Origin of the sequence: Arthrobacter sp. MYb224 (assembly GCF_002975455.1) — a bacterium.
GTDB lineage: Bacteria > Actinomycetota > Actinomycetes > Actinomycetales > Micrococcaceae > Glutamicibacter.
This window is the reverse complement of the sequence record NZ_PCPU01000001.1, coordinates 251,303-272,785: the sequence shown is the minus strand read 5'-3', so window position 1 is coordinate 272,785 and position 21,483 is coordinate 251,303. Positions and strand designations below refer to the sequence as shown.

Sequence of the window (21,483 nt, the reverse complement as noted above, 5' to 3'; positions counted from 1 at the left end):
CCGTAACACGATGAAAACGCAGGAAATTGCACGCCGCTGGGTCGACTTCTTCGTCGCGAAGGGGCACACAGCGGTACCCAGCGCCTCGCTGGTCTCATCTGACCCGTCGCTGTTGTTCACGGTGGCCGGCATGGTCCCATTCATCCCTTACCTGACCGCCCAGGAGGAGGCGCCGTACGCGCGCGCCACTTCGGTGCAGAAGTGCATCCGCACCGGCGACATCGAAGAGGTCGGCAAGACCGTACGCCACGGCACCTTCTTCCAGATGTGCGGCAACTTCTCCTTCGGCGACTACTTCAAGAAGGAAGCGATCCACTTCGCTTGGGAGCTGCTGACCGGTTCGCTTGCGGACGGCGGCTACGGCCTGGATCCCGAACGCCTCTGGGTCACCGTCTACGAAGACGGCGCGGAGAAGGACGAAGAAGCCCGGCGCATCTGGGAAGAGCAGATCGGCATCCCGCGCGAACGCGTGGTGGGCACCGGCAAGGAAGACAACTACTGGAACACCGGCCAGCCCGGCCCCGGCGGTCCCTGCTCGGAGATCTACTACGACCGTGGCGCGGAGTACGGCCTGGACGGGGGGCCGGCGGTCGACGAAACCCGTTTCATCGAAATCTGGAACCTGGTCTTCATGCAGTACCGGCTCTCCGCGGTGCGTTCCAAAACCGATTTCGACGTCGCCGGCGAACTGCCCAAGCGCAATATCGACACCGGCCTGGGACTCGAACGCCTGGCGATGATCCTGCAGGGCGTGGAGAACATGTACGAGACCGACCAGCTGCGTCCGGTGCTCGACAAGGCCGCCGAACTTGCCGGCATCGTTTACACCTCCACCGAGGACCCGGAAGATCCGAACCACGCCAACGACGTGCGCCTGCGCATGATCGCGGACCACATCCGCTCCTCGCTGATGCTCATCTCCGATGGCGTCACCCCCGGCAACGAGGGCCGCGGCTACGTGCTGCGCCGGCTGATCCGCCGCGCGGTGCGCGCCATGCGCCTGATGGGCGTGGACTCCGAGGTGCTCCCCGAGCTGCTGCCGGTCTCGCGTGACGCGATGAAGGGCGTCTACCCGATCGTCGAAGAGGACTTCGCCCGCATCGGGCGCATCGCCTACGCCGAGGAGCGCGCCTTCCGCCGCACCATCGCCTCGGGCACCACCCGGCTGGACGACGCGCTGAAGCAGGCCAAAACCGCGGGCCGCGAGCTGACCGGCGACGACGCCTTCGCGCTGCACGACACCTTCGGCTTCCCGATCGACCTGACCCTGGAGATCGCCGCCGAGGCGGGCCTGGCGGTGGACGAAAAGCGCTTCCGCGAACTGATGACCGAACAGCGCACCCGGGCGCAGAAGGACGCGAAGTCCAAGAAGGCCGGGCATGCGGACCTGTCGGTGTTCACCAAGCTCGCCGAGGCGGGCAAGGTGGAGTTCACCGGCTACGACACGCTGGTGGGCGAATCGAAGATCCGCGGCATCGTCGCCGACGGCCAGGTGGTGAACTTCGCCGAACAGGGCCAGGAAATCGAGCTGGTGCTCGACGAGACCCCGTTCTACGCCGAGGCCGGCGGCCAGGCCGGCGACATCGGCCTGATCACCGGCGACGGCTTCGTGCTCGAGGTCACCGACGTGCAGGCCCCAATCAAGGGGCTGAACGTGCACAAGGTGATCGTGCGCGAAGGCGAACTTCCCGCCGAGGCGCTGGTGCGCACCCAGGTTGACGCGGCGCGCCGCCACTCCGGGGAGCAGGCCCACTCGGCCACGCACCTGGTGCACGCGGCCCTGCGCGAGCTGCTCGGGGACACCGCCACCCAGGCCGGTTCCTTCAACAAGGCCGGATACCTGCGTTTTGACTTCTCCTGGGCCGAGGCGCTTTCCGCACAGGCCCGCACCGAGGTCGAAGAGGTGGTGAACCTGGCGATCGCCTCGAACCACCAGGTGATCACCAGCGAGATGGCCATGGCCGAGGCGCAGAAGCTGGGCGCGATGAGCCTCTTCGGCGAAAAGTACGGCAACGCCGTGCGCGTGGTGGAGATGAACGGGGCCTGGTCGCGCGAGCTGTGCGGTGGCACCCACGTGCCGTCCACCTCCCGCATCGGGCAGCTGACCCTGCTCTCCGAGGCTTCGGTGGGTTCGGGCAACCGCCGCGTCGAAGCGCTGGTGGGCATGGAGGCGTTCCGCCACGGGGCCGCCGAGCGTGCGCTGGTTTCCGAGCTCTCGGGCCTGTTCCGCGTGCCGTCCAACCAGGTTTCCGAGCGCGTGAACGACACGGTGGCGAAGCTGAAGGCCGCCGAGAAGCAGATCGCGGAGCTCAAGAGCGCCGCGATGCTCGCCCAGTCGGCCAGCCTGCTGGAGCAGGTGCAGACCATCGGCAACACCCGGCTGCTGGCGCACAACGCCGGGCAGATCGATTCGGCCGACGCGCTGCGCACCATGGCCCTTGACCTGCGCGGCAAGCTCGGCGCGCAGGCCGCGGTGATCGTGCTGATCGGCGTGTCGAACTCCCGTCCGCTGGTGCTCGCAGTGACCAACGACGAGGCGCGCGCCAACGGCTTCAAGGCCGGCGCGCTGGTGCGCACCGCAACCGGGGTGCTCGGCGGTGGTGGCGGCGGCAAGGACGATATGGCCCAGGGCGGCGGCGCGGACGTATCGAAGATCGACGACGCGCTGGCCGCAATCCGGGCGGCCCTTGCCAATGGCTAAGCTAGCGTTCGGCGTCGACGTGGGCCTGGCCCGCGTCGGCGTCGCCGTCTCCGATCCGTCGGGAATCCTCGCCACCCCGGTGATGACCCTGCGCCGCGATGTGAAGAAGAACTCCGATCGCCGCCTGCTCTTGCGCATGATCGTTGACCGTGAGGTCTCCGAGGTGTTCATCGGGGAACCGAAATCCCTGGCCGGGAATTCCACGGAATCCACGAAAATGGCTCGTGACTACGCGATAGCCTTGGCCGAGGAGGCAAATGCGGCTAGCATCGAGGTTGAGATTTTCTTGGTTGACGAGCGTTTGAGCACGGTCAGCGCGCACCGCTCGTTGCACGCCTCGGGGCGCCGCATGCAAGACCATCGTCAGGTCGTTGACCAGGCGGCCGCCATTGAAATCCTGCAACAGGTGCTTGAAATGCGACGTAATGGTGTGCGCGTTCAAGCCAGCCGCATCGTGCTGAAGTAACAGCGCGCCGCGAGAATCCACAGGGAGAATTGATGCGAGAAGAAGCCCGCCGCGAACGGCAGCGTGAAACCTTTTCCGAGCTTTACGCGCGTTTTGCAGCCGGCGAGCCGAAAGGCCTCGCAACACCAACTACCCCGGAACTGACCGGTGAGCAGCTCTACGGCGGTGCAGATTCGGCCGCGGCCGAGCTGCACCGCGAGCCGGAACCGGCCGCGGCAGACGCCGAGGCGCAGCCGGCGCCCGAGTCCTTGCTCGGCACGGTGCCCGCCAGCGGCGCGGCGAAGGCGCGCAAGAAGCGCAGCAAACGCCGCCGCAACATGGTGATGCTCGCAACCTTCTTGATCTTCGCCGTCGTGGTCGCCGGGTCCTTCTATTTCATCCGTTCGCTGGTCAAGCAGTTCAACCCGGATGACTACCCGGGCCCGGGCGGCCAAGCGGTCGAATTCACCGTGGAGGACGGCTGGGGTCCGGCGCTGATCTCGCGCAAGCTCGAGGAACTCGACGTGGTGGCCAGCGACAAGCTGTTCATGGACGCGCTGGAGGACTCGAAGGCGGACAATGTGGTCATTCACCCCGGAACCTATCCGCTGAAGCTGCAGATGCCCGCCGCGGACGCGACCGAGGTGCTGGTCGATAATCGTCCGGACAAGGTCTTCTACATCGGGTTGAAGGCGAATCTGCGGCTGCAGGCCTCGCTGGCCGAAATCGCCAAGGGCTCCGGGCTCGACGAGAAGAAATTGGGCGAGCTGGCGAACCAGCCCGAGAAGTTCGGGCTGCCCGAGTCGGTGAAGAACCTCGAAGGCTGGCTGCACCCGGGCGAATACCGTTTTGCCCTGGATACCAGCGCCGAGAAGGTGCTCACCGAATTGGTGGATTCGACCAAGACCGCCTTGCAAGATGCCGGAGTCAATGACCTGGGCGAAGGCTACCGGGCGTTGAAGGTCGCCTCGATTCTGCAGGCCGAAGCCACCCCGAAGGACTATGCCACGGTGGCCGGAGCCATCGAAAACCGGTTGAACCCGAACAACGTGGAGACCCATGGCCTGCTGCAGACCGACTCCACGGTGATCTACGGGCTTGACCGGTACTCCTTGCAGTTCACCGCGACCGAGAAAAGGGACGCAGGCAACCAGTACAACACCTATGTGCACACCGGGCTGCCGCCGACCCCGATCGGTTCCCCGGCAACCTCCGCGATCGATGCGGCGGTCAACCCGGCGGATAACGGCTTCTACTACTGGGTGACGGTCAATACGCAGAGCGGCGAGACGAAATTCGCCTCGAACTATGCCGAGCACCAAGTGAACCAGAACGAATTCCGCGCCTGGTGCGCGGCGAATGCGGAGGTCTGCAAGTAATGCGCGCCGCCGTCTTGGGCCAACCCATCAAGCATTCCAAATCCCCGGTGCTGCATCGGGCGGCCTATGAGCTGCTCGGCGCCGACATCGACTATCGGGCCATCGAGCTGGACCCGTCCCAGGCCCCGGAGCAGGCGGCCAAAATGCGTGCCGGCGGGTGGGCCGGATGTTCGGTGACCATGCCTTTGAAGGATGTCTTCGTTCCGCTGATGGATGAGGTTTCACCGCGCGTGGCGCGCCTGGGCGCGCTGAACACCATCGTGGTGCGCCCCGACGGCGCCCTCTTTGGGCAGAATACCGACGTGGACGGGATCGTGCTGGCGCTGGCCGATGCGCGGCTGCGCCAAGCATCGAGGGCCACCGTGCTGGGCGCCGGCAATACGGCCTTGGCGGCCATCGAAGCGGCCGCGGAACTTGGCGTCGAGGAACTCAAGCTGGTGGTGCGCGACGCCACCCGTGCGCAGCGGGCCACCGCACTGGCCGGCCAGCTGGGCCTGCGCGTGCAGCTGGTGCAGGTGCAGGATCTGGGTGCCGGCGGCATCGCCGCGGACCACCTGGTGATCAGCACGCTGCCGCCGCGCGCCGCCGACAGCTGGGTGCCGCATCTGGGCCGCGGCCAGGGGCTGCTGCTGGATGTCGCCTATGACCCGTGGCCGAGCAAACTGGCCGAGTCCTGGGCCGGCACGGTGATCTCCGGGCTTCATATGCTGGTGCACCAGGCGGTGGAGCAGGCCCGTTATTTCAGCGCCGCAGACTTCGACACGCACACCCGCGAAAACGTCACAAATGCGATGTATCGCTCACTGGGGCTTCATCGACGCGGTTAATGAGGCCATGTCATGGCAAAATAGAATCCATGTTGCGTTGGTTGACGGCGGGCGAATCACACGGCCCGGCACTAGTTGGAATTCTTGAAGGCCTACCCGCCGGAGTCTCGGTGGACAGCGAAGCGGTGCGCGATGCACTGGCTCGGCGGCGCCTGGGCTACGGCCGAGGCGCGCGCATGAAGTTTGAAAAGGACCAGGTCACCTTCCTCGGTGGCGTGCGCCACGGAAAGACCCAGGGCGGACCGGTAGCCATCGAAATCGGGAACACCGAATGGCCCAAATGGGAACGCGTGATGAACTCGGACCCGGTTGACCTGGACGAACTGGCCTCGATGGCGCGCAACGCGCCGCTGACCCGCCCGCGTCCGGGGCACGCGGACTTCACCGGCATGCAGAAGTACGGTTTCGACGATGCCCGTCCGGTGCTCGAGCGCGCCAGCGCCCGCGAAACCGCGGCCCGGGTGGCCCTCGGCTCGGTAGCCCAGGCCTTTCTGGCCGATCTGGGCATCGAACTCGTCTCGCATACCACCGCCATCGGCGCCGTCGCGGCGCCCCTCGACGCACCGCTGCCCACCCTGGGGGACGTTGCGGCGTTGGACGCGGATCCACTGCGCTGCTTCCACGGGGAAACCTCGGCCGCCATGGTCGCCGAGGTCGATGACGCGCACAAGGCGGGGGAGACCCTGGGCGGCGTCGTGGAGGTGCTGGCCTACAACCTGCCTCCGGGCATCGGCTCCTACGTGCATTGGGACCGCCGGCTGGACTCCCGGCTGGCCGGCGCGCTGATGGGCATTCAGGCCATCAAGGGTGTTGAGGTCGGCGACGGCTTCCTCACCGCTGCCCGACGCGGTTCGGCCGCCCACGACGCGATCGTGCCGGCCACCGCGGGCGGAATCAAGCGCGAAACCAATCGAGCCGGCGGCATCGAGGGCGGCATGAGCATCGGCGAGGTGCTGCGCGTGCGTGCGGCGATGAAACCGATCGCCACCGTGCCGCGCGCCCTGGCCACCATCGACACGGCCACCGGCGAGGAAACCACCGCCCACCACCAGCGTTCGGATGTGTGCGCGGTGCCCGCCGCCGGCGTTGTCGCCGAGGCGATGGTCGCGCTGGTCCTGGCCCAGTCGCTGCTGGAGAAGTTCGGCGGAGACTCGGTCACCGAAACCAAGCGCAATATCCAAAGCTACCTGGCCAGCATTCCCGCCAATCTAGGGTCGACCGGAGTCTAACCGGCAGATGATTTACCTCATTGGGCCGATGGCCAGCGGCAAGTCAACTGTGGGCAAGGCGCTGGCCAAGGCGCTGGGCACCGATTTCGCCGATTCCGACGCGCACATCGTCGCCGCCCATGGTTCGATTCCGCAGATCTTTGCCGAACACGACGAAGCCTACTTCCGTGATCTGGAGGTCGCCGCGCTGGCCGAACTGCGGGCCGGGGTGATCGCCACCGGCGGCGGGGCCGTGCTGCGCGAAGAAAACCAGGCGGTGCTGCGCGGTGGAACCGTGATCTACTTGGCGATGACCCTCGGCACTGCCAAGCGCCGCCTGGCCGGGGATACAAACCGCCCGCTGCTGGCCGGTGACCAAAGCCTCACCACCTGGACCAGGCTCTACGAAGCCCGCCACGATATTTATGAAACCCTTGCTGATCTGACCTTACAGGTAGACAATCTGAGCGTTGCGCAGCTTGTCGAAGCCATCGAGAGCCATGTGATTCACAGCACGAGATAGCGAATCCCGGTACGCTCCCGCGTAGGCTTTACAGATCAGCACCATCAGGAGGATCTTCTCGGATGCCACTAGCACCCACCACACTTCAAGTCACCGGAACCACCCCCGCGGAGTCTTACCCGGTTCTGGTCGGCAACGGACTATTGGGACACCTGCCCGAACTGCTGGGCTCGGCGGTTAAGAAGGTCCTGGTGATCCACCCGCGGGCCTTGCGCGCCACCGGAGACGTGGTCCGCGACGATCTGGAAAAGGCCGGTTTCACCTCGCTGACCGCGGAAATCCCGGATGCCGAAGAGGGCAAGCACATTCAGGTTGCCGGGTTCTGCTGGGAAGTCCTGGGCAAGAACGACTTCACCCGCACCGACGCCGTGGTTGCCGTGGGCGGCGGAGCCGTCACCGACGTGGCAGGCTTCGTGGCGGCCACCTGGCTGCGCGGGGTCAAGGTCATCCACATTCCCACCTCGCTTCTGGGCATGGTCGACGCGGCCGTGGGCGGCAAGACCGGCATCAACACCGCCGAGGGCAAGAACCTGGTCGGTGCCTTCCACCCACCGGCCGGCGTGCTCGCGGATCTCGACGCTTTGGCAACGCTGCCGAAGAACGAATTGGTCACCGGGCTGGCCGAAGCGGTCAAGTGCGGGTTCATCGCCGACGAGCGCATTCTGGAACTGATCGAAGAGGATCCAGAAGACGCCATTCGCCCCGACAGCGCACGGCTGCGCGAAATCATCGAACGCACCATCGCGGTGAAGGTCGAGGTGGTCTCCAAGGACCTGAAGGAATCGGGTCCGCGCGAATTCTTGAACTACGGCCACACCCTGGGCCACGCGATCGAGCTTTCCGAGCGCTATGCGATGCGCCACGGGGCCGCGGTCTCCATCGGGCTGTGCTTTGCCGCGGAACTAGGCCGTTCGGTGGGCTACACCTCCGATGCGGTGACCGATCGGCACTTCAGCATCCTGAAGTCCCTGGGCTTGCCCACCAGCTACCGCAACGACAAGTGGATGGCCTTGCTGGACGGCATGAAGCGCGACAAGAAAACCCGTGGCGACCAGCTGCGCTTCGTGGTACTCGAAGCCATCGGCAAGCCGCGTATCTACGAGGTGCCGGATAACTCGCTGTTATTCGCCGCCTACCAAGAAATCGGAGAGTAAGCATGAGCGAATTCACCGCATACGCCATCGACGTCGCATCGGTGAACCACGACGGCGTGGGCACCTCCATCGACGGAGTATTGATCGACCCGAGCAACCTGCGGCCATTCATCACCGATGAACAAGCCGCGGACCGTTCGATGCGCTCTGGCACCCCGACCGACCAGGTGGTGATCCACATGGCCCGCGGGGAACTGGCCCAGGCCGGCAACCTGATCGCCGAGTCGCGGTTAAGCGACCCGACCAACGCGCACCTGCGCGTGCTGGATACCGAATTGACCCGCCTGCAAGGTGATTTCGATCGCGCGATCAATCGCCTGCGCAAGCTGGTGGACGAATTCTCCGGCACCTACTACGAGCCGCTGATGCAGCACCACCTGGCGATGTCCTTCTTCGAAAAGGGCGACTACAAGGCCGCGGCTACCCGCTTCCGTGCGGCCCTGGAGCAGCGCCAGCAGATGGGTTCGGCCGAGCACCTGGTCAACGCGTCGGCCGCATGCCTGGCGCTTGCCGAGGAACGCGCGCGAAATTAGCTCTCACCGCGGTTTGCTATAGTAATAAATGGATTTTTGATAATGCCAGTGCACGCTGGCGAAAATAGAGGATTTGAGGACCCGTGGCGGATACAACTGACATCAAGAATGGTCAGGTCATTAAGATCGATGGCCAACTGTGGACCATCATCGACTTCCAGCACGTCAAGCCGGGCAAGGGCGGCGCATTCGTGCGCACCAAGATGCGCAATGTGCTCTCGGGCAAGGTTCTGGACAAGACCTACAATGCTGGCACCAAGATCGAGCTGGCCAACGTTGACCGCCGCGACTACCAGTACCTCTACCAGGACGGCGAAGACTACGTCTTCATGAACCTGGAAGACTACGACCAGATCACCGTTCCCGGCCAGACCGTGGGCGACTCGGCCGGATTCCTGTTGGAAAATCAGGAACTGACCATTGCCATGTATGACGGCAGCCCACTGTACCTGGAGCTTCCGGCCTCGGTCATCCTGGAAATCACCTACACGGAACCGGGCCTTCAGGGCGACCGCTCCTCGGCAGGCACCAAGTCGGCAACCCTGGAAACCGGCAAGGAAATCCAGGTTCCGCTGTTCGTCGATCAGAACACCAAGGTGAAGGTTGATACCCGCACCGGCGATTACCTGGGACGTGTCTCCTAGTGAGGGCCCGCGCCAAGGCGCGTCGTCGTGCACTTGAGTTTCTTTTCGAAGCCGAGGCCCGCGACGTCGATGCGCTCAGCGTAGCCATCGCGCGCCGCGAAAATTCTGACATCGTGCTCAACGAGTATTCGTTGACGATCCTCGAGGGCGTCACCGCCCACCTGGACCGCATCGACGAGGTGCTCGAAAGCTATGTCAAGGGCTGGACCATCGAGCGGATGCCCGCCGTGGACCGCATGGCGCTGCGCATCGGGGTGTGGGAGCTGCTGTACAACGACGAGGTTCCGGACGCGGTTGCCGTGGCCGAAGCCGTCGTGAATGTGCGCGAGCTGTCCACCGACGAGTCGCCCGAGTTCGTCAACGGCGTGCTCGGACGCATTCAAAGCGTCAAGGACACCCTGGTCGACTAATCCTCGATTCTCCTGAACTACCGCAAGCCGGAACCTGCTGGGTTCCGGCTTGCGGTATTTAACCCGCAGGGTCCCGGCCCCGCGCGTTGCCCCGGAGGCAGCACCCGCCCAAGCCTAGGCGATTCTGCGCCGCGAGCGGTTGCCACGTGAAAAACTCAACATTATTTCATCGACGTTTCCGACGACCCGCTGTGGCGAAGCCAACATTCCAGGCCCCTCGAACCTCGGGCGCTGCGGTACTTTCCCGCCAATAGCGGGGCTGGCCGCGCGAGCCCGCATGACGCCGTGAGAGAGATCACCGCCCATTCAGTGTCATGCATAGCTTTCCGCTAGGGAATGGCGGCCGGATCGTGATAATTTGAACTAGCAATATTCCTTTAAATCCCGTCCCGTGAGGCGGAGAAGGGAGAGGTGCACAGGATGAATGAAAATTCACAGCCCGATGTGGCTCGCACGGTATTGACCGGCGAGGATATCGAACGTGTACTGACCCGTGTGGCCTTCGAGATTATCGAAGCCAACAAGGGCACCGAAGATCTGGTGCTATTAGGCATTCCAAGCCGCGGATATCCGCTGGCCCAACGCCTCGCACGGCGCATCGCCGCTTCCGCGCCGACCCAGCTTGACCCCGCGTCGCTGGTCGGACAGCTGGACATCACCATGTACCGCGACGACCTGCGGCACACCACCACCCGCACCCCGGCGCCAACCCGCCTGCCGGCAGGCGGCATCGACGGCAAGGTCGTCGTGCTGGTGGACGACGTGCTCTACTCCGGACGCACCATCCGCGCAGCCCTGGATGCACTCTCCGATTGGGGACGCCCGCGCATCGTGCGGCTGGCGGTCCTGGTGGACCGCGGGCACCGCGAACTTCCCATCCGCGCGGACCACGTGGGCAAGAACCTGCCCACGGCAAAAAGCGAAAAGGTGCGCGTGCACCTGGCCGAAGTCGATTCAAGCAACGAAGTAGTCATCGAGGCCAGCGCATGAAGCACCTGCTCTCCACCGCGGATCTAAGCCGCGCCGAAGCCATTGCCATCCTCGATATCGCCGAGGAAATGCGCGAAACCGGCACCCGTGAGGTCAAGAAGCTTCCGGCCTTGCGCGGACGCACCGTGGTGAACCTGTTCTTCGAGGACTCCACCCGCACGCGCATCTCCTTCGAGGCCGCCGCCAAGCGGCTGAGCGCGGACGTGATCAACTTCTCCGCCAAGGGCTCGAGCGTGTCCAAGGGCGAATCGCTGAAGGACACCGCCCAGACGCTGCTGGCCATCGGCGCCGACGCGGTAGTCATCCGCCACCCGGACTCCGGGGCGCCGGCCCGGCTGGCGGCCACCGACTGGATCGGGCTGCCGATCGTGAACGCCGGAGACGGCACCCACGAGCACCCCACCCAGGCGCTGCTCGACGCCTTCACCCTGCGCCGCCAGCTGGCCCTGCGCGAGGGAGTCAGCCCGGCCGGCCGCGGACTGGACGGATTGAAGGTCGCGATCGTGGGAGACGTCCTGCATAGCCGCGTGGCCCGTTCGAACCTCTGGCTGCTGAACACCCTGGGCGCCTCGGTGACCATGGTCGCCCCGCCGACCCTGCTGCCGGTGGGCGCGAGCGCCTGGCCGTGCACCATCAGCTACAACCTCGACGAGGTCATCGCCTCCGGGGTGGACGCGGTGATGATGCTGCGCGTGCAGGGCGAACGCATGCGAGACGCCTTCTTCCCGAACCCGCGCGAATACTCGCGCTACTGGGGACTGGACGACACCCGGCTGAAGGCCCTGGAAGCCAACGGGGACGAAACCCTCATCCTGCACCCGGGCCCGATGAACCGCGGCCTGGAAATTTCTTCGGCTGCCGCCGACTCGCCGCGTTCGATGGTCCTGGAACAGGTCACCAACGGCGTCGCGGTGCGCATGGCAAGCCTGTATATGCTCCTCTCCGGCGACCTGATCTAAGGAACTGATTATGACGTATTTGATTCGACAGGCCTCCGTGCTCGGTGGCGAACGCGCCGACGTGCTGATCAGTGACGGCAAGATCGCCGAGATCGGCACCATCCCCGCGGCCGAGGGCGCCACGGTGATCGACGCCGCCGGCATGGTGCTGCTGCCGGGCCTCGTGGACCCGCACACCCACCTGCGCGAACCGGGCCGCGAAGACGCCGAAACGGTGGAGACCGGGTCGAAGGCCGCCGCCAAGGGCGGCTACACCGCGGTGCACGCGATGGCCAATTCCACCCCGGTGGCCGATACCGCCGGCGTCGTGGAGCAGGTCTACGAACTGGGCCGCAAGGCCGGCTGGGTGGACGTCCGCCCGGTGGGTGCGGTCACCGTGGGCCTCGGCGGCGCGCAGCTGAGCGAAATCGGCGCGATGGCCGACTCGCGCGCCAAGGTACGCATGTTCTCCGATGACGGCATCTGCGTCTCGGACCCGCTGCTGATGCGCCGCGCGCTGGAATATGTGAAGGCCTTCGACGGGGTGATCGCCCAGCACGCCCAGGAGCCACGGCTCACCGAGGGTGCGCAGATGAACGAGGGAGAGGTCTCCGCGGTGCTCGGCATGGCCGGCTGGCCGGCGGTGGCCGAAGAGTCGATTATCGCCCGCGACGTGCTGCTGGCCGAGCATGTCGGCGCGCGCCTGCACGTGTGCCACGTCTCCACCGCCGGCTCGGTGGAGATCATCCGCTGGGCCAAGGCCCGCGGCATCCAGGTCACCGCCGAGGTCACCCCGCACCACCTGTTGCTGACCGATGAGTTGGTCAAGACCTTCGACCCGGTGTTCAAGGTCAACCCGCCGCTGCGCCGCGAAGAGGACGTGCTGGCGCTGCGCGCCGGCGTCGCCGACGGCACCATCGACGTGATCGGCACCGACCACGCACCGCACCCCTCCGAGGCCAAGGACTGCGAATGGGGAGCGGCCGCGATGGGCATGACGGGGCTGGAGACCGCCCTGTCGATCGTGCAGCACACGCTGGTGGAGACCGGCCTGCTTTCCTGGGCCGACGTCGCCCGGATCACCTCGCAGACCCCGGCGAAGATCGGCAGCCTGAGCGATCAGGGCCGGCCTATCGCCGTGGGGGAGCCGGCCAACCTGACCCTGGTCGATCCGGCAGCGCGCTGGATCGTCGACCCTTATGCAATGGCCACCAAGGGGCGCAACTCGCCGTTCGCCGGCATGGAGCTGCCCGGGGCCGTGCATGCCACCTTCTACCACGGCCACGCCACGGTGCTCGATGGCGCGCTGGCCAGCCCGCGGGTAGCCAATGACTAGCGGCGAACTCACCTCGGCGCTGGTCACCCTCGGGATCGTCGTACTGTTCTGTGCGCTGATCCTGATCGGCTGGCGCAATATGAAACGCCGGCAGTCCGGCATCCCGGCGCCCTACGCCGGGTTCGCGGACCGGCGCGAGCACAGCTTCGAGGGCATGTACGTGGCCACCACCCGGTTCGAGGACTGGCTTGACCGGATCGCCGTGCACCAGCTCGGGGTCCGCGCCAACGCCAGCCTGGAGCTCGGCGAGGCCGGCATCCACCTGATGCGCCCGGGCACCAGCGATGTGCACATTCCCTGGACCGCCTACGTGAAGGTGACCCGCTCCTCGGGCATGGTCGGAAAGTTCGTCGAAAAAGACGGGCTGATCGTGATCACCTGGGTGAAGGATGATTTCACCTTCGACACCGGATTCCGTCCTCGCTACCACGAGGACACCGCCAAGATTTATCAGTTGCTGGCGTCGCACCAAGCCGACGCGGCCGAGCAGGAGACAAACTAAGTGAATTCCCTGAGCAACCTACCAGCAGTGTTGGTACTCGAAGATGGCCGCATCTTCCGTGGACGCAGCTACGGCGCCGTGGGCACGACCCTCGGCGAAGCAGTGTTCACCACCGGAATGACCGGGTACCAGGAAACCCTGACCGACCCGTCCTACGCGCACCAGATCGTCGTCCAGACCTTCCCGCACGTGGGCAACACCGGCGTGAACAGCGAAGACCCGGAGTCCAAGCGCATGTGGCCCTCGGGCTATGTGGTCCGCGACGCGGCCCGCCGTCCGAGCAACTGGCGCAGCGAGCGCACCCTGGACGAGGACCTGGTCGGCTACGGCATCGTGGGCATCCGCAACGTGGACACCCGGGCGCTGACCCGCCACCTGCGCGACGCGGGCGCCATGAAGTCCGGCATCTTCTCCGGCGAGGAGGCCAACCGCTCCGACGCGGAGCTCGTCGCGCTGGTCAAGGCGCAGCCGGCAATGGCCGGGCGGAACATCTCCGCGGAGGTCTCCGTGGACAAGGCCTACACCGTGGAACCTGCCGAGCACGGCTTCACCGGCGAACCGCTGCACACCGTCGCCGCCGTGGACCTGGGCATGAAGTCGATGACCCCGCGCCGCCTGGCCGAGCGCGGACTGCGCGTGCACGTGCTGCCGCACGATGCGACCTTGGAGGATATCAAGGCCACCGGCGCCACCGGCGTGTTCTTCTCCAACGGCCCCGGCGACCCGGCCACCGCCACCAAGCAGGTGGAATTGGTCCGCTCCGTGCTGGACGTCGGCATGCCGTACTTCGGCATCTGCTTCGGCAACCAGATCCTGGGCCGCGCGCTGGGCTTCGACACCTACAAGCTGCGCTTCGGGCACCGCGGGATCAACCAGCCGGTGATGGACAAAGCCACCGGGCGGGTGGAGATCACCAGCCAGAACCACGGCTTCGCCGTCGACGCGCCGTTGGAGGGAGCCGTCACCGCACCGGTGGCCCGCTTCGGCCAGGTGGAGGTCTCGCACTTCTCGCTGAACGACCGCGTGGTCGAGGGCCTGTCCTGCCTGGACATCCCGGCGTTCTCCGTGCAGTACCACCCGGAGGCAGCATCCGGCCCCCACGATGCCGCCTACCTATTCGACCGTTTCGTTTCCGCGATGAATTCCGCCGCAGATAAGGACAGCAAGTAATGCCTAAGCGCACCGATCTCAACTCAGTACTCGTCATCGGTTCGGGTCCGATCGTCATCGGCCAGGCGGCCGAATTCGACTACTCCGGCACCCAGGCCCTGCGCGTGCTCAAGGAGGAGGGCCTGCGGGTCATCCTGGTCAACTCCAACCCGGCCACCATCATGACCGACCCGGAATTCGCCGACGCCACCTACGTGGAGCCGATCACCCCGGAGGTCGTGGAGAAGATCATCGCCAAGGAACGCCCGGACGCGATCCTTCCCACCCTGGGCGGCCAGACCGCGCTGAACACCGCCATCGCGCTGGACAAGTCCGGCGCCCTGGAAAAGTACAACGTCGAGCTGATCGGCGCGAATATCGAAGCCATCGAGCTGGGCGAGGACCGCGAGAAGTTCAAGGGCGTTGTCGAGCGCTGCGGCGCCGAGTCCGCCAAGTCGGTCATCGTGCACACCCTGGAGGAGGCCTTCGCCGCCGTCGAGATCCTGAACTACCCGGTGGTGGTGCGTCCTTCGTTCACCATGGGCGGGCTGGGCTCGGGCATGGCCTACAACGCCGAGGACCTGCGCCGCATCGCCGGCGCCGGGCTGCAGTACTCGCCGACCACCGAGGTGCTCCTGGAGGAGTCCATCCTGGGCTGGAAGGAATACGAGCTGGAGATGATGCGCGACAAGAACGACAACGTCGTGGTCGTCTGCTCCATCGAGAACTTCGATCCGGTCGGCGTGCACACCGGCGACTCGATCACCGTCGCACCGGCGATGACGCTGACCGACCGCGAATACCAGAACCTGCGCGACATCTCCATCGCGGTCATCCGCGAGGTGGGCGTGGACACCGGCGGCTGCAACATCCAGTTCGCCATCGAGCCGGACACCGGCCGCGTGGTGGTCATCGAGATGAACCCGCGCGTCTCGCGTTCCTCCGCGCTGGCCTCCAAGGCCACCGGCTTCGCGATCGCCAAGATCGCCACCAAGCTGGCCGTGGGCTACACCCTGGATGAGATCCCGAACGACATCACGAAGAAGACCCCTGCCTCCTTCGAGCCGGCCCTGGACTACGTGGTCGTCAAGGTCCCGCGCTTCGCCTTCGAGAAGTTCCCGGCCGCCGACAAGACGCTGACCACCACGATGAAGTCCGTCGGCGAGGCGATGGCCCTGGGCCGCAACTTCACCGAGGCGCTGCAGAAGGCCCTGCGCTCGCTGGAGCAGAAGGGCTCCGAGCTGTCCTTCGAGCCGATCCCGGAAGCGGAGCACGAGGCCGTGCTGGCCTCGATCGTCAAGGGCTCGACCGAGCGCCTGTCGCTGGTCCAGCGCCTGCTGTTCTCCGGGGTATCCATCGAGAAGCTGTTCGAAACCACCGCCATCGATCCGTGGTACCTGGATCAGCTGGCGCTGATCAACGAGACCGCGCAGCTGATCGCCGCGAACAAGGACCTGTCCGAGGAGCTGCTGCGCGAGGCCAAGCGCCACGGCTTCTCCGACGCGCAGATCGCGGCCTTGACCGGCAAGTCCGAGGCGGTCATCCGCGGGATCCGCCACGCGCTGGGCGTGCGCCCGGTCTACAAGACCGTGGACACCTGCGCGGCCGAGTTCGAGGCGTTCACCCCGTACATGTACTCGACCTATGACGAGGAAACCGAGGTGCTCGAGCATCAGAAGCCTTCGGTGATCATCCTCGGCTCCGGGCCGAACCGCATCGGCCAGGGCATCGAATTCGACTACTCCTGCGTGCACGCGGTGATGGCATTGCGCGCCGCCGGGCACGACACCGTGATGATCAACTGCAACCCGGAAACCGTGTCCACCGACTACGACATCTCCGACCGCCTGTACTTCGAGCCGCTGACCCTGGAAGATGTGCTGGAAATCATCCACGCCGAGGAGCAGTCTGGCGGGGTGCTCGGCGTCTTCGTGCAGCTGGGCGGGCAGACCCCGCTGAAGCTCGCCGCCGAGCTGAAGGCCGCCGGCGTGCCGATCCTGGGCACCTCCCCGGAGGCCATCGACCTGGCCGAGCACCGCGGCGCCTTCCAGCAGGTGCTGGACAACGCCGGGCTGATCGCCCCGAAGAACGGCACCGCGGTGTCATTCTCCGATGCGAAGACCATCGCGGACTCCATCGGCTACCCGGTGCTGGTGCGCCCGAGCTACGTGCTCGGCGGACGCGGCATGGAAATCGTGTATGACGAGGCGCATCTGGAGCGCTACATCGCCAACGCCACCGAGATCACCGTGGACCACCCGGTGCTGGTGGACCGCTTCCTGGAAGACGCCATCGAGATCGACGTGGACGCCCTGTTCGACGGCACCGACCTGTACATCGGCGGCATCATGGAGCACATCGAAGAGGCCGGCATCCACTCCGGCGACTCTTCGTGCACCCTGCCTCCGATCACCTTGGGCCCGGATGTGCGCGACCGCGTGGCGGCAGCCACCCGGGCCATCGCCGAGGGCGTGGGCGTGCGCGGGCTGATCAACATCCAGTTCGCGCTGGCAAGCGACATCCTCTACGTGATCGAGGCGAACCCGCGTGCCTCGCGCACCGTGCCGTTCACCTCGAAGGCCACCGGCGTGCAGCTGGCCAAGGTCGCCGCCCTGATCGGCGTCGGGCACAGCATCGCCGAACTGCGCGGCACCTCGCTGCCGGCCACCGGCGACGGCACCCACCTGCCGGATTCGGCACCGATCGCGGTGAAGGAAGCGGTGCTTCCGTTCGCTCGCTTCCGCACCCCGGAGGGCAAGGTCGTCGACTCGCTGCTGGGCCCTGAGATGCGCTCCACCGGCGAGGTGATGGGCATCGACAAGTACTTCGACACCGCCTTCGCCAAGTCCCAGGCGGCGGCGAACAACCCGCTGCCAACCGGCGGCAAGGTCTTCGTCTCGGTCGCCAACCGCGACAAGCGCTCCATCGTGATCCCGGTCAAGCACCTGGCCGACATCGGGTTCGAGATCCTGTCCACCGGCGGCACCGCCGAGGTGCTGCGCCGCAACGGCATCCCGACCCAGGTGGTGGGCAAGGTCCACGAGGGCGGCGAGTCGATCGTGGACTTGATCAACGCCGGCCAGATCGGCCTGATCCTGAACACCCCGACGGGCTCCGAGGCCCGCGGGGACGGCTACGAGATCCGTGCCGCCGCCGTGTCTGTGGGCACCCCGATCATCACCACCGTGGCCGAATTCGGCGCCTGCGTGCAGGCCATCGACGCGCTGCGCGAATACGAGTGGGACGTCACCAGCCTGCAGGAGCACGACAAGAACCTGCGCGGGGCCCGCAATGCCTAACTTCGGAACCCGCCTTCGGGCGGCGATGGAGGCCTCGGGGCCCCTGTGTGTGGGCATCGACCCGCACCCGGGGCTGCTTCAGGCGTGGGGGCTGGAAAACAGCGCCGCCGGAGTGCGATCTTTCTCACTGACCGTGGTGGAAGCCATGGTCGGGGTGGCCGCAATTCTCAAGCCGCAGGTCGCTTTGTATGAGCGATTTGGCTCGGCCGGATTCGCCGCCCTGGAAGAAACTCTGCGCGCAGCAAAATCCGCGGGAATTTTAACCCTCGCGGATGCCAAGCGTGGCGACATCGGATCGACCATGGCGGCCTATGCGACCGCGTGGCTGGACGATGCCTCGCCACTGGCCAGCGACGCGGTGACGCTGAGCCCATACCTGGGCTACGAGTCCCTGCGCCCGGCCATAGACCTGGCCGCGCAGACCGGTCGTGGAGTGTTCGTCTTGGGGCTGACTTCGAACCCGGAGGGGCCCTCAGTGCAGCATGTAGGCGGGGGAAAGTCGGTTGCAAAATCGATTATTGACCAAGTCAGTGCCGAAAATGCGGGTGCTGAAGATATGGGCCACGTGGGCCTGGTGGTCGGCGCAACGATTGGCGATGCCCCCAAGAAATTGGGCATCGACCTGAGCCTGACCAAGGCTCCCTTGCTCACCCCGGGCCTCGGTGCCCAGGGGGCTACGGCACAGGATATCGCCACCGCTTTCGCCGGCAGCTACCGCCAGGTGCTGGGCACGAGCAGCCGCGACATCCTCCAGGCGGGGCCTAGTGTAAACGCATTGCGTGCAAAAGCATCGCAAGTACGCGATGAATTATTGGCCGCAGGCTAAATAACTAGCAGAATCGCGTTGTGGCTATTACAGTTTCTGGTAGCCACAACGCGATTACTCTTGCAATAACCGCGTTTGATCGCTATGTTCACAACATAGCCATAGTCCACTACACATTAAGGATGGCTGAACGATGGTACTGCGAGAACTCTCAGACGAAGACCGCATCCGGGCTCGCGCCAAGGCATTGGCCGCCCGCACCCGCCGTGCGGAAATTAAAGCCCAGTTCAGTGCCGGCAAAATCTCCATCACGGAGGTACTAGACTTGGTATACGAAGATGAGGCTGTGGGACGCATGCGTGTCATGGACCTCTTGGAGTCGGTGCCGGGTGTCGGTGAAGTGCGCGCAGCGAACCTGCTGGAGCGTCTTGGCATTTCCCCTTCGCGTCGCTTGCGCGGATTGGGACGCAAACAGCGCACGGCAATCACCGAACACTTCAAACAATCTCCGCCAAAAACGAAAGTGTAGTCAATGACCGCTGCGTCGGTAACCGTTCTAGCCGGCCCTACGGCCGTAGGCAAGGGCACCGTCTCTACCTACATCCGTGACAATTATCCTGATGTCTGGCTCTCGGTGTCGGCAACGACACGAGAGCCTCGGCCGGGGGAACAAGACGGAGTCCACTACTTCTTTGTGGGCCCAGAAAAGTTCCATCAGCTGGTGGACAACGACGACATGCTGGAATGGGCGGTGGTGCACGGGCGCAATAGCTACGGCACCATTCGCTCTACGGTTAATGACGCGGTGGCCAACGGCAAGAAAGTACTGCTGGAAATAGATTTGCAGGGCGCGAGGCAGGTTAAAGAGACGCTGCCCGACGCGAAGTTCGTCTTTTTGGCCCCGCCATCCTGGGACGAATTGGTGCGCCGGCTGATCGGGCGCGGTACCGAAACCGCCGATGAGCAGCAGCGCCGGCTAGAAACCGCTAAACTGGAACTTGCGGCCGAATCAGAATTCGATGTAACCATCGTCAATGATGATGTTCCACGTGCCGCCGAAGAGCTTGTTGCCCTCATGGGGCTGAAGAATGACTAAAGGGAGTCCTGTGTCCAATCTAGAGGGAATCATTAACCCATCGATCGACTCGTTGCTTGAGACCAACGACTCGAAGTACGCGCTGGTGCTGAATTCGGCCAAGCGCGCACGCCAGATCAACGCCTACTACGCGCAGCTGAACGAAGGCCTGTTCGAGTATGTTGGTCCATTGGTTGAGACCAAGTTGAATGAAAAGCCATTGACCATCGCACTTCGCGAACTGGACAATCAGCTGCTCAAGGTCTCGCGGGCCGAGGTCACCGAAGACTAATAGCAAAGATGGCGTCCCGAGCGGACGCCATCTTTTTCTTTAACCACCAGGTTATAAATCACCAAGGATGAACTGCGTGAAGCGTATCGTTTTGGGCGTCTCGGCCGGGATCGCCGCCTATAAGTCAGTGTTGTTGCTTCGCCTGCTGCGCGAGGCCGGACATCATGTGGACGTAATTCCCACCGAGAATGTGGCCAACTTCGTAGGCTACGCCACCTGGGAGGCCCTTTCCGGCAACCCGGTGACCTCCAAGGTCTTCGACGCCGTCGAATCGGTTAACCACGTGCGCCTAGGCCAGCAGGCAGATCTGGTGCTCGTCGTCCCGGCTACCGCGGACATCATGGCCAAGGCCGCGGCCGGGATCGCCGATGATCTGTTGACCGGCACGCTGCTTGCCACCCGCGCCCCGGTGGTAATGGCCCCGGCCATGCATACCGAAATGTGGCAGCACCCGGCCACACGCGCAAATGTCGACACGCTGCGCGGCCGCGGGGTGACGGTTGTCGAACCGGCCAGCGGGCGCCTGACCGGCAAGGACACCGGCCCCGGAAGGCTTCCGGAGCCCGAAGAGATCTTCGCCGAGATCGCACCCTTGCTGAGCACCCCGATGCTTGCCGGACAGCGCGTCCTGATTACCGCCGGGGGCACGCGCGAGCCGCTGGACCCGGTGCGCTTCCTGGGCAACCGCTCCTCGGGCCGCCAAGGCGTGGCACTGGCGCAGGCCGCCCGTGACGCCGGCGCGCAGGTGACACTGCTCGCGACGCATCTTGAGGTCCCGGCCCCGCACGGGGTCCGCCTGGTCCACGCTTCCAGCGCACTGGAACTTCGTGCGGCCGTTTTTGCCGAAGCGCCGGGAAACGACGTGCTGATCATGAACGCGGCCGTCGCCGACTTCCGCCCGGCCTCCATCGAGAATTCGAAGATCAAGAAACGCGACGAGCACTCCGCCCCGGTGATCACCCTGGTGCGCAATCCGGACATCCTCGCCGAGGTGGTCCAGGCGCGTTCCGCGGACGCCACGCTGCCCGGGCTGATCGTTGGCTTCGCCGCCGAGACGGGCGATGAGCACGGCAGCGTGCTGGACTACGGCCGTTCCAAGCTCGAACGCAAGGGCTGCGAAATGCTGGTGGTCAACGAGGTCGGCGCGCAGCTGACCTTCGGGGAAGACACCAATAGCGTTCAGGTGCTTTTCGCCTCGAAGGCGCCCAGCGTGCAGGCTAAGGGAAGCAAGCTTGACGTGGCACGGGTCGTCATAGAGCAGATCGCCGACGCAATAATCGGACATTCACGCGTCACAAAGTGAGCCGCGCCA

The 21,483-nt window shown here is 65.2% G+C and carries 21 protein-coding genes; all 21 read left to right on the top strand.

Annotated elements, in window-relative coordinates; translation table 11 throughout:
* Positions 1–10: 10 nt before the first annotated feature.
* The 21 genes from alaS (at position 11) to coaBC (ending at position 21,474) form a co-directional block, all read left to right on the top strand.
* Complete coding sequence (gene alaS / locus CQ017_RS01305; RefSeq protein WP_105552164.1) at positions 11–2,701, top strand: alanine--tRNA ligase; 2,691 nt, start codon at positions 11–13, stop codon at positions 2,699–2,701.
* A complete protein-coding gene (ruvX, locus tag CQ017_RS01300; protein WP_105552163.1) occupies positions 2,694–3,167 on the top strand; it encodes a Holliday junction resolvase RuvX in 474 nt (157 codons plus the stop codon). Before alaS ends, ruvX begins: the two co-directional genes overlap by 8 nt.
* A gap of 32 nt (positions 3,168–3,199) precedes the next feature.
* Positions 3,200–4,525, top strand: a complete 1,326-nt coding sequence (gene mltG / locus CQ017_RS01295) for an endolytic transglycosylase MltG (protein ID WP_105552162.1) — start codon at positions 3,200–3,202, stop codon at positions 4,523–4,525.
* Positions 4,525–5,352: a shikimate dehydrogenase gene (locus tag CQ017_RS01290; RefSeq protein ID WP_105552161.1), complete on the top strand. Its 828-nt coding sequence runs from the start codon at positions 4,525–4,527 to the stop codon at positions 5,350–5,352. The genes mltG and CQ017_RS01290 overlap by 1 nt, the downstream gene beginning before the upstream one ends.
* A gap of 29 nt (positions 5,353–5,381) precedes the next feature.
* Positions 5,382–6,581, top strand: coding sequence for a chorismate synthase (gene aroC, locus CQ017_RS01285; RefSeq protein WP_096284798.1), 1,200 nt, complete (start codon positions 5,382–5,384; stop codon positions 6,579–6,581).
* A gap of 7 nt (positions 6,582–6,588) precedes the next feature.
* Entirely contained in the window at positions 6,589–7,083 is a 495-nt protein-coding gene (locus tag CQ017_RS01280) for a shikimate kinase (RefSeq protein WP_105552160.1), read from the top strand.
* Positions 7,084–7,145: 62 nt separating this feature from the next.
* A complete protein-coding gene (gene aroB / locus CQ017_RS01275) occupies positions 7,146–8,237 on the top strand; it encodes a 3-dehydroquinate synthase (RefSeq protein ID WP_096284794.1) in 1,092 nt (363 codons plus the stop codon).
* 2 nt (positions 8,238–8,239) lie between these two features.
* On the top strand, positions 8,240–8,770 hold the full coding sequence (locus tag CQ017_RS01270; RefSeq protein ID WP_105552159.1) for a tol-pal system YbgF family protein: 531 nt from the start codon (positions 8,240–8,242) through the stop codon (positions 8,768–8,770).
* Between the two features lie 83 nt (positions 8,771–8,853).
* Positions 8,854–9,414 carry an elongation factor P gene (gene efp / locus CQ017_RS01265; RefSeq protein WP_105552158.1) on the top strand — a complete coding sequence of 187 codons (561 nt, stop codon included), beginning with the start codon at positions 8,854–8,856 and terminating at the stop codon, positions 9,412–9,414.
* Positions 9,414–9,824 (top strand): transcription antitermination factor NusB, encoded by a 411-nt coding sequence (nusB, locus tag CQ017_RS01260; RefSeq protein WP_096284788.1) that lies wholly within the window; start codon positions 9,414–9,416, stop codon positions 9,822–9,824. Before efp ends, nusB begins: the two co-directional genes overlap by 1 nt.
* Before the next feature lie 420 nt (positions 9,825–10,244).
* Positions 10,245–10,814, top strand: a complete 570-nt coding sequence (gene pyrR, locus CQ017_RS01255; RefSeq protein WP_105552157.1) for a bifunctional pyr operon transcriptional regulator/uracil phosphoribosyltransferase PyrR — start codon at positions 10,245–10,247, stop codon at positions 10,812–10,814.
* Positions 10,811–11,773 carry an aspartate carbamoyltransferase catalytic subunit gene (locus tag CQ017_RS01250; RefSeq protein WP_105552156.1) on the top strand — a complete coding sequence of 321 codons (963 nt, stop codon included), beginning with the start codon at positions 10,811–10,813 and terminating at the stop codon, positions 11,771–11,773. The genes pyrR and CQ017_RS01250 overlap by 4 nt, the downstream gene beginning before the upstream one ends.
* Positions 11,774–11,783: 10 nt before the next feature.
* Positions 11,784–13,088 (top strand): dihydroorotase, encoded by a 1,305-nt coding sequence (locus CQ017_RS01245; RefSeq protein WP_105552155.1) that lies wholly within the window; start codon positions 11,784–11,786, stop codon positions 13,086–13,088.
* Positions 13,081–13,590 (top strand): hypothetical protein, encoded by a 510-nt coding sequence (locus tag CQ017_RS01240; RefSeq protein ID WP_105552154.1) that lies wholly within the window; start codon positions 13,081–13,083, stop codon positions 13,588–13,590. Before CQ017_RS01245 ends, CQ017_RS01240 begins: the two co-directional genes overlap by 8 nt.
* Positions 13,591–14,760: a glutamine-hydrolyzing carbamoyl-phosphate synthase small subunit gene (gene carA, locus CQ017_RS01235; RefSeq protein WP_105552153.1), complete on the top strand. Its 1,170-nt coding sequence runs from the start codon at positions 13,591–13,593 to the stop codon at positions 14,758–14,760. It abuts the gene before it with no gap.
* On the top strand, positions 14,760–18,038 hold the full coding sequence (gene carB / locus CQ017_RS01230; protein ID WP_105552152.1) for a carbamoyl-phosphate synthase large subunit: 3,279 nt from the start codon (positions 14,760–14,762) through the stop codon (positions 18,036–18,038). The genes carA and carB overlap by 1 nt, the downstream gene beginning before the upstream one ends.
* Complete coding sequence (pyrF, locus tag CQ017_RS01225; protein WP_105552151.1) at positions 18,031–18,864, top strand: orotidine-5'-phosphate decarboxylase; 834 nt, start codon at positions 18,031–18,033, stop codon at positions 18,862–18,864. The genes carB and pyrF overlap by 8 nt, the downstream gene beginning before the upstream one ends.
* 133 nt (positions 18,865–18,997) lie before the next feature.
* Positions 18,998–19,333, top strand: a complete 336-nt coding sequence (mihF, locus tag CQ017_RS01220; RefSeq protein WP_047119171.1) for an integration host factor, actinobacterial type — start codon at positions 18,998–19,000, stop codon at positions 19,331–19,333.
* 3 nt (positions 19,334–19,336) lie between these two features.
* Positions 19,337–19,900: a guanylate kinase gene (gene gmk / locus CQ017_RS01215; RefSeq protein ID WP_105552150.1), complete on the top strand. Its 564-nt coding sequence runs from the start codon at positions 19,337–19,339 to the stop codon at positions 19,898–19,900.
* A gap of 10 nt (positions 19,901–19,910) precedes the next feature.
* The gene (gene rpoZ / locus CQ017_RS01210) at positions 19,911–20,171 is read left to right on the top strand and encodes a DNA-directed RNA polymerase subunit omega (protein WP_374954982.1); all 261 of its coding nucleotides are present in this window, start codon (positions 19,911–19,913) and stop codon (positions 20,169–20,171) included.
* 67 nt (positions 20,172–20,238) lie between these two features.
* Complete coding sequence (gene coaBC, locus CQ017_RS01205; RefSeq protein ID WP_105552148.1) at positions 20,239–21,474, top strand: bifunctional phosphopantothenoylcysteine decarboxylase/phosphopantothenate--cysteine ligase CoaBC; 1,236 nt, start codon at positions 20,239–20,241, stop codon at positions 21,472–21,474.
* The last annotated feature ends 9 nt before the right edge of the window (positions 21,475–21,483 follow it).

What these genes read in the sequence shown, in the direction of transcription:
- alaS (WP_105552164.1), top strand. Translation starts at nt 11, where the DNA reads ATGAAAACGCAGGAAATTGCACGCCGCTGGGTCGACTTCTTCGTCGCG.
- ruvX (WP_105552163.1), top strand. Translation starts at nt 2,694, where the DNA reads ATGGCTAAGCTAGCGTTCGGCGTCGACGTGGGCCTGGCCCGCGTCGGC.
- mltG (WP_105552162.1), top strand. Translation starts at nt 3,200, where the DNA reads ATGCGAGAAGAAGCCCGCCGCGAACGGCAGCGTGAAACCTTTTCCGAG.
- CQ017_RS01290 (WP_105552161.1), top strand. Translation starts at nt 4,525, where the DNA reads ATGCGCGCCGCCGTCTTGGGCCAACCCATCAAGCATTCCAAATCCCCG.
- aroC (WP_096284798.1), top strand. Translation starts at nt 5,382, where the DNA reads ATGTTGCGTTGGTTGACGGCGGGCGAATCACACGGCCCGGCACTAGTT.
- CQ017_RS01280 (WP_105552160.1), top strand. Translation starts at nt 6,589, where the DNA reads ATGATTTACCTCATTGGGCCGATGGCCAGCGGCAAGTCAACTGTGGGC.
- aroB (WP_096284794.1), top strand. Translation starts at nt 7,146, where the DNA reads ATGCCACTAGCACCCACCACACTTCAAGTCACCGGAACCACCCCCGCG.
- CQ017_RS01270 (WP_105552159.1), top strand. Translation starts at nt 8,240, where the DNA reads ATGAGCGAATTCACCGCATACGCCATCGACGTCGCATCGGTGAACCAC.
- pyrR (WP_105552157.1), top strand. Translation starts at nt 10,245, where the DNA reads ATGAATGAAAATTCACAGCCCGATGTGGCTCGCACGGTATTGACCGGC.
- CQ017_RS01250 (WP_105552156.1), top strand. Translation starts at nt 10,811, where the DNA reads ATGAAGCACCTGCTCTCCACCGCGGATCTAAGCCGCGCCGAAGCCATT.
- CQ017_RS01245 (WP_105552155.1), top strand. Translation starts at nt 11,784, where the DNA reads ATGACGTATTTGATTCGACAGGCCTCCGTGCTCGGTGGCGAACGCGCC.
- CQ017_RS01240 (WP_105552154.1), top strand. Translation starts at nt 13,081, where the DNA reads ATGACTAGCGGCGAACTCACCTCGGCGCTGGTCACCCTCGGGATCGTC.
- carB (WP_105552152.1), top strand. Translation starts at nt 14,760, where the DNA reads ATGCCTAAGCGCACCGATCTCAACTCAGTACTCGTCATCGGTTCGGGT.
- pyrF (WP_105552151.1), top strand. Translation starts at nt 18,031, where the DNA reads ATGCCTAACTTCGGAACCCGCCTTCGGGCGGCGATGGAGGCCTCGGGG.
- mihF (WP_047119171.1), top strand. Translation starts at nt 18,998, where the DNA reads ATGGTACTGCGAGAACTCTCAGACGAAGACCGCATCCGGGCTCGCGCC.
- gmk (WP_105552150.1), top strand. Translation starts at nt 19,337, where the DNA reads ATGACCGCTGCGTCGGTAACCGTTCTAGCCGGCCCTACGGCCGTAGGC.
- coaBC (WP_105552148.1), top strand. Translation starts at nt 20,239, where the DNA reads ATGAACTGCGTGAAGCGTATCGTTTTGGGCGTCTCGGCCGGGATCGCC.